At 70.9% G+C, this 7,330-nt stretch carries 7 protein-coding genes and 1 riboswitch; all 7 genes read left to right on the forward strand.

Going from position 1 to position 7,330, the window contains the following annotated elements:
* The first annotated feature begins 97 nt into the window (after positions 1–97).
* Positions 98–281: riboswitch (cobalamin riboswitch) on the forward strand.
* A gap of 92 nt (positions 282–373) precedes the next feature.
* A complete protein-coding gene (cbiD, locus tag HMPREF0372_RS11830; protein ID WP_007492673.1) occupies positions 374–1,510 on the forward strand; it encodes a cobalt-precorrin-5B (C(1))-methyltransferase CbiD in 1,137 nt (378 codons plus the stop codon).
* 12 nt (positions 1,511–1,522) lie between these two features.
* Complete coding sequence (gene cobM / locus HMPREF0372_RS11835; protein WP_007492677.1) at positions 1,523–2,278, forward strand: precorrin-4 C(11)-methyltransferase; 756 nt, start codon at positions 1,523–1,525, stop codon at positions 2,276–2,278.
* Positions 2,275–3,264 (forward strand): cobalt-precorrin 5A hydrolase, encoded by a 990-nt coding sequence (locus HMPREF0372_RS11840; RefSeq protein WP_007492680.1) that lies wholly within the window; start codon positions 2,275–2,277, stop codon positions 3,262–3,264. Before cobM ends, HMPREF0372_RS11840 begins: the two co-directional genes overlap by 4 nt.
* Positions 3,261–3,998: a precorrin-3B C(17)-methyltransferase gene (cobJ, locus tag HMPREF0372_RS11845; RefSeq protein ID WP_007492682.1), complete on the forward strand. Its 738-nt coding sequence runs from the start codon at positions 3,261–3,263 to the stop codon at positions 3,996–3,998. The genes HMPREF0372_RS11840 and cobJ overlap by 4 nt, the downstream gene beginning before the upstream one ends.
* A gap of 54 nt (positions 3,999–4,052) precedes the next feature.
* Positions 4,053–4,799 (forward strand): precorrin-6A reductase, encoded by a 747-nt coding sequence (gene cobK / locus HMPREF0372_RS11850; RefSeq protein WP_007492685.1) that lies wholly within the window; start codon positions 4,053–4,055, stop codon positions 4,797–4,799.
* Positions 4,796–5,989: a bifunctional cobalt-precorrin-7 (C(5))-methyltransferase/cobalt-precorrin-6B (C(15))-methyltransferase gene (locus HMPREF0372_RS11855; RefSeq protein WP_007492686.1), complete on the forward strand. Its 1,194-nt coding sequence runs from the start codon at positions 4,796–4,798 to the stop codon at positions 5,987–5,989. Before cobK ends, HMPREF0372_RS11855 begins: the two co-directional genes overlap by 4 nt.
* Positions 5,986–7,330: cobyrinate a,c-diamide synthase (locus HMPREF0372_RS11860; RefSeq protein ID WP_007492688.1), on the forward strand; the 1,345-nt coding region annotated here is incomplete at its 3' end. The genes HMPREF0372_RS11855 and HMPREF0372_RS11860, both read left to right, overlap by 4 nt.

The following is a 7,330-nucleotide window of genomic DNA, read 5'->3' on the forward strand; positions in this document are numbered from 1 at the left end:
TTCAGATGTCCAATATGTATTGTAGTCCTACAAGTTTCCCGCGGGTAATTTTGAAACCCTGCCTTTACTTTTTTCCCTCATACTGCTATAATGGCAGAGAATTCAATGCACATGCAGTTGCGGCGGTGCCGCAGAACGGGGAAGCCGGTGGAACTCCGGCGCAGTCTTACCTCTACTGTAAGCGCGGACGAAGGTGCACAAGCCATTGGCCCAGCGGGGCTGAGAAGGCGCGCCGGAGGAGGAAGCGCAAGCCAGGAGACCCGCTGCAGAGTGGCAGTTGCGTAGCTCTGAGGTGGAGAGGTGCGGTGTACCCTGGGATTAGGGCCCTCCTCAGCCGCGAGGAGGGCCTTTTTGCGTCGAAAGGGGGACACACATGGGGAAATTGGAGCTCTATATCCCGGTGGGGCGGGAGCGGCTGCGCTGCGGCTACACCACCGGCACCTGCGCCGCCGCCGCCGCCGCCGGGGCCGCCGCCCTGCTGCTGGAGGGGGCGGCGCTGCCCGCCGTGCACATCGACACCCCGGCGGGGGTGCGGGTGGAGGCGGAGCTGCTGGAGCACGCCGCCGGGGAAGGCTGGGCCGCCTGCGCGGTGCGCAAGGACGGCGGCGACGATCCCGACGTGACCGACGGGGCGCTCATCTGCGCCCGGGTGGAGCGCAGCACCGGGCCGGGGATCGCCATTGACGGCGGCCAGGGGGTGGGCCGGGTGACCCGGCCCGGTCTCGACCAGCCGGTGGGAGAGGCGGCCATCAACTCCACCCCCCGCCGCATGATCCACGAGCAGCTGGAGGCCGCCGCGGCCCGGGCGGGCTACACCGGCGGGCTGCGGGCGGTGATCTCCGTCCCCACGGGGGAGGCCCTGGCGGGGCGCACCTTCAACCCCCGGCTGGGCATCGAGGGGGGCATCTCCATCCTGGGCACCAGCGGCATCGTCCGCCCCATGAGCGAGGCCGCCCTGCTGGACTCCCTCTACCTGGAGATGGATCAGCAGAGGGCCGCCGGGGCGCGGGACATTGTGGTCACCCCCGGCAACTACGGCGAGGCCTTCGCCCGGGAGAAGCTGGGCCTCAGCCTGGCCCGCTGGTGCACATGCAGCAATTATATCGGCGCGGCCATCGACCACGCCGCCGGGGCGGGCTTCCGCTCGGTGCTGCTGGTGGGCCACCTGGGCAAGCTCATCAAGGTGTCCGCCGGGTGCATGAACACCCACTCCAAGGTGGCCGACGCCCGGCGGGAGACCCTGGCTGCCCACGCCGCCCTGGCGGGGGGAGACCGGGCGCTGGTAAAGGCCCTGTTCGACAGCCCCACCACCGACGCGGGGGTGGAGCTGCTGAGGGGGGCCGGCCTGCTGGAGCCGGTGATGGACTCCATCGCCGGGGAGCTGGACGCCCAGCTCAAGCGGCGGGCGGGGCCGGAGCTGGCCATCGAGGGCATTTTCTTCTCCAACCAGTACGGAATTTTAGGAAAGACACCCGGCGCGGAGGGCCTGCTGGCCCTCCACCGGGCATAGGAGGTTAAAACCATGGTACATTTTATCGGCGCGGGCCCCGGAGCGGAGGATCTGATCACGGTGCGGGGGGCGAAGCTGCTGGGGGAGGCCGACGTGATCATCTACGCCGGCTCCCTGGTCAACCCCGCCCTGCTGAGCTACAAAAAGGAGAGCTGCGCGGTGTACGACAGCGCGTCCATGACCCTGGAGCAGGTCATCGAGGTCATGAAGGACACCGAGGCCCGGGGCGGCATGACCGTCCGGCTCCACACCGGCGACCCCTCCCTCTACGGCGCCATCCGGGAGCAGATGGACGAGCTGGACAAGCTGGGCATCGGCTACGACGTGACCCCCGGCGTGTCCTCCTTCTCCGGCGCGGCCGCCGCCCTTTGCGCAGAGTATACACTCCCCGAGGTATCACAGTCGGTTATCATCACCCGCATGGCGGGCCGCACCCCCGTGCCCGAGGGGGAGGAGCTGCGCAAGATGGCCTCCCACGGCTGCACCATGGTGCTGTTCTTGTCCACCGGCCTGCTGGAGGATGTGGAACAGGAGCTGGCGGCGGGGGGCTATGCCCCCGACACCCCGGCGGCCATCGTCTACAAGGCTACCTGGCCGGAGCAGCGGGTGTACCGCTGCACCGTCTCCACCCTGGCCAGGACCGCCCGGGAGAACCGGGTCACCAAGACGGCGCTGATTACAATCGGTCATTTCCTGGGGGATGATTACGAGCGGTCAAAGCTCTACGACCCCACCTTTACCCACGAGTTCCGGGAGGCCAGCAAGTGACCACGGCGGTCATCGCCTTTACCCGCCGGGGGGCGGCGCTGGGCCGCAGCCTGGCGGACGCCCTGGGAGGTAGCCTCCACGTCCCGGCCCGCTTCGCCCCCGAGGTAGGGGCGGAGGCCTATGCCTCCCTGGAGGGCTGGACGGCCTGGGCCTGGGCGCGGGCGGACGCCCTGGTATTTGTGGGGGCGGCGGGGATCGCCGTGCGGGCCATTGCCCCCCATGTGCGGGACAAGTTTTCCGACCCCGCCGTGGTCAGTGTGGACGAGGCGGGGCGGTTTGTGGTTCCCCTCCTCTCCGGCCACGTGGGGGGCGCCAACGAGCTGGCCCGGAGGGTGGCCGCCCTCACCGGCGGGCAGGCGGCGGTATCCACCGCCACCGATGTCAACGGCCTGTTCGCCGTGGACGTGTGGGCCCGGGAGCGGGGCATGGCCATCACGGACCGGGTTCTGGCCAAGGAGGTGTCCGCCGCCCTGCTGGAGGGAAGGCCGGTGGGCTTTGCCAGCGACTTCGGCCACCCCTGCCCGGAGGGCCTCACCGCAGGCCCGGCGGAGCTGGGGGTGTGGATCACCGACCGGACGGGGGAGGGGCCCTTCCCCCGCACCCTGCGTCTGGTGCCCCGGAGCCTGATTCTGGGCATCGGCTGCCGCCGGGGGACGCCGGAGGCAGCCATTGCGGCGGCGGCGGACGCCGCCCTGGCGGGCCTCGCCCCCGAGGCGGTGGCGGGCGTCGCCACCATCGATCTCAAAAAGGACGAGGCGGGCCTGCTGGCCTTCTGCGCCCGACGGGGCCTGCCCCTGACCACCTACTCCGCGGAGGCGCTGGCGGCGGTGGCGGGGGACTTCACCCCCTCCGCCTTTGTGCGGGGGATCACCGGGGTGGACAACGTATGCGAGCGGGCGGCGGCCGCCGCCGGCGGGCGGATTATCGTCCCCAAACAGGCAGACAACGGCGTCACCGCGGCGGTGGCGAGAAAGGATACGCTATGAAAGTAACGGTAATCGGGCTTGGCCCCGGCGGCGGCGCGGATCTCACCGGCCGGGCCCGGGCGGCCCTGGAGGCCTGCGATCTGATCGTGGGCTACACCGCCTACATCGATCTGGTGCGGGCGGATTTCCCCCAGAAGGAGACCCTGTCCACCGGCATGCGCCGGGAGGTGGACCGCTGCCGGGCGGCGGTGGAGGCCGCCCGCACCGGCAGGGATGTGGCGGTGGTTTGCTCCGGCGACTCCGGCGTGTACGGCATGGCGGGCCTCATCTACGAGGTGGCCCAGGAGTATGACCCCATCGAGATCGAGGTGGTGCCCGGCATCACCGCCGCCTGCGGCGGCGCGGCCGTGCTGGGGGCCCCCCTGACCCACGACTTCGCGGTGGTGTCCCTGTCCGACCTGCTCACCCCGTGGGAGAAGATCGAAAAGCGGCTGACCGCCGCGGCCCAGGCGGACTTCGTGCTCTGCCTCTACAACCCCGCCAGCCGCAGCCGGCCGGACTACCTCCGGCGGGCCTGCGACATCCTGCTCTCCGCCGGGAAGGATCCCGCCACCGTGTGCGGCACCGTCCGCAACATCGGCCGGGCGGGGGAGGAGGCGGCGCTCCTCACCCTGGGCGAGCTGCGGGACACCCAGGTGGACATGTTCACCACCGTGTTCGTGGGCAGCAGCCAGACCAAGGTGATCGGCGGAAAGATGGTGACCCCCCGGGGCTATCTCCAGCGGGGGGAATAGGGAAATACGCCCGGCGAAGGCGGGCCTGAAACCAGCACAGGGGGAGGAAGGCGCATGAATAAGGTATTGCTGTTCGGCGGCACCGGTGAGGGCCGGGCGCTGGCGGAGTGGATGGCGGCCCGGGGGATCCCCCACACCGTCTGCGTGGCCACCGAGTACGGCGAGACCCTCCTCCCCGCCGGGGCGGAGGCCCATGTGGGCCGGATGGACAGCGGGGAAATGGAGGCGCTCATGAGGGCCGGGGGATACTCCCTGGCGGTGGACGCCACCCACCCCTACGCCGTGGAGGTGACGGAGCACATCCGGGCCGCGGCGGAGGCGGCGGGCCTGCCCGTCCTCCGGCTGGTGCGGCAGTCCGACGGCGGGGAGCTTTGCCGCAGGGCAAAGGACATGGCCGGGGCGGCGGACATGCTGGAGCAGATGCCCGGCCATGTGCTGCTCACCACCGGCAGCAAGGAGCTGCACCACTTTGCCCGCCCCGGACTGGCAGAGCGGTGCTACCCCCGGGTGCTGCCCATGGCGGACTCCCTGGAGCGGTGCCTGACCCTGGGCTTTCCCCCGAAAAACATCATCTGCATGCAGGGGCCGTTCTCCAGGGAGCTGAACGTGGCCCTGCTGCGGCAGTATCACATTCAGACCCTGGTGACCAAGGACACAGGGGGGTATGGCGGCTTCCGGGAAAAGGCGGAGGCCGCCCGGGAGGCGGGCTGCGCCCTGCTGGTGGTGGAGCGCCCCAGCCGGGAGACCGGCCTGACCCTGGAGGAAATTCAGAAGAAGCTTATGGAGGAGGAGAACGCATGAAGGTCTATCTCATCGGCGTAGGCATGGGCAACCCGGCCACCCTGACCGGCCAGGCCCTGGAGGCCATCGGGGACAGCCCGGTGCTGGTGGGCGCCCCCCGCCTGCTGGAGCCCTGGGGGGCGGAGCACGACTGCGTCCCCCTCATCGCCGCGGCGGACATCGCCGCGTACGTGGACAAGGCCCCCCGGGGGCCGGTGGGGGTGCTCCTCTCCGGCGACACCGGATTTTACAGCGGGGCCAAGGGGCTGTGGCCCCTGCTGGGGAACCACGAGGTGATCACCATCCCCGGTATCTCCTCCCTGTCCTACTTCTGCGCCAGGCTCCAGACCACCTGGCAGGACGCCAGGCTGGTCAGCGCCCACGGCCGCAGCCACAACGCGGTGGGGGAGATCCAGCGCAGCGCCAAGGTCTTCGCCCTTACCGGCGGGGCCACCAAGGCGGAGGACATCTGCCGGGCCCTGGCCGAGCGGGGGCTGGGACAGGTGCGCGTCTCCGTGGGCGAGCGGCTGAGCTACGCCGACGAGCGCATCGTCACCGGCACGGCGGCAGAGCTGGCGGGGGAGACCTTTGCCGACCTCTCCGTCCTGCTGGCGGTCAACCCCGATCCGGTGGCGCGGCCGTGGAACGGCTCCGGCCTGCCCGACGGGGCCTTTCTCCGGGGGGACGTGCCCATGACCAAGGAGGAGGTGCGCGCGCTGGCCCTGTCCAAGCTGCGTCTGGAGGCGCACCATGTGGTGTGGGACGTGGGGGCGGGCACCGGCTCGGTGTCGGTGGAGTGCGCCCTCTCCTGTCCCGCCGGCCGGGTGTACGCCGTGGAGAAGAAGGAGGAGGCCCTGGCCCTGCTGGCGGAGAACAGGGCCCGCTTCCACGCCGCCAACCTGGAGGTGGTGGCGGGCACCGCGCCGGAGGCGCTGGAGGCCCTCTCCGCCCCCGACCGGGTCTTCCTGGGGGGCACCTCGGGCAGTCTGGAGGACATTTTGAACGTGATCTTCCGCAAGAACCCCGCCGCCCGGGTGGTGTGCACCGCCGTCACCCTGGAGACGGTGGGGGAGGCCGCCCGGTGCTTTGCCGGGCTGGAGGGGGCGGACATGGTGCAGGTGGCCGTCACCCGCACCCGGCCCGCCGGGCGCTACCACCTGATGGACGCCCAGAACCCGGTTTGGATCTTCTCCGGGGAGGGCCGGGCATGAGCGCGCCCCGTCTGCTCCTCTGCGCCCCCGCCAGCGGGGGCGGCAAGACCACCGTCACCTGCGCCCTTCTCCAGGCCCTGGTCAACCGGGGGGCCGGGCCGGTGGCCTTCAAGTGCGGCCCGGACTATATCGACCCCATGTTTCACAGCGAGATTATCGGGGCCAAAAGCCGCAACCTGGATCTCTTCTTCCTGGGCCGGGACACCGCCCGGTACCTGCTGGAGAAAAACAGCCGGGGCAGCGGCCTGGCCCTCATCGAGGGGGTCATGGGCTACTATGACGGCATCGGCCTGAGCGCCGACGCCAGCGCCTATGACCTGGCCCGGGCTACCGGCACCCCGGCGGTGCTGGTGCTGGACGGCCGGGGGCGGGCCCTCACCGCCGCCGCCGCGGTGAAGGGGATGAGGGATTTCCGGCCGGACAGCGGCATCCGGGGCGTGATTCTCAACCGGGTGTCCCCCATGCTCTACCCTCGACTCAAGGAGGCCATCGAGGGAGAGACCGGCGTGACGGTGTACGGCTATCTGCCCAATCTGCCCGGCTGCGCCCTGGAGAGCCGCCACCTGGGGCTGGTCACCGCCGCCGAGGTGGCGGGGCTGCGGGAGAAGCTCTCCGCCCTGGCCGCCCAGGCGGAGAAAAGCGTGGACATAGACGGCCTGCTGGCCCTGGCGGCCTCCGCCCCGGCGCTGGCCGCCGCGGCTCCCGCCCTGCCGCCCCCGGTGGAGGGGCGGCCCCGCATCGCCGTGGCCCGGGACAAAGCGTTCTGCTTCTACTACGCCGACGGCCTGGAGCTGCTGGAGGCGCTGGGGGCCGAGCTGGCGGAGTTCTCTCCGTTGGCGGACGAGGCGCTTCCCGAGGGTACCTGCGGCCTCTACCTGGGGGGCGGCTATCCGGAGCTGTTCGCCGGGGCCCTGGCGGCCAACGCCCCCATGCGGGAGGCGGTGCGCGCCGCCGTGGCGGGGGGGGTGCCCACCGTGGCCGAGTGCGGCGGGTTCCTCTACCTCAACCGGCTTCTCTCCGACGGAGAGGGCCGGGACTGGCCCATGGCGGGGGCGCTCCCCGGCCGGGCGGCCAACACCGGCAGGCTGGGCCGCTTCGGCTATGTGACCCTCACCGCGAAAAAGGACGGCCTGCTGTGCCAGGCGGGGGAGAGCTTCCACGCCCATGAGTTCCACTACTGGGACAGCACCACCCCCGGAACCGATTTTCATGCGCAGAAGCCCCAGAGCGACCGGGGGTGGGACTGCGCGTTCCACACCCCGACGCTGTACGCCGGCTTTCCCCACTTCCAATTCTGGGCCGCGCCGTCGGCGGCCCGCAATTTTGTGGCGGCGGCCCGCC

The organism is Flavonifractor plautii ATCC 29863 (assembly GCF_000239295.1).
Classification (GTDB): domain Bacteria; phylum Bacillota; class Clostridia; order Oscillospirales; family Oscillospiraceae; genus Flavonifractor; species Flavonifractor plautii.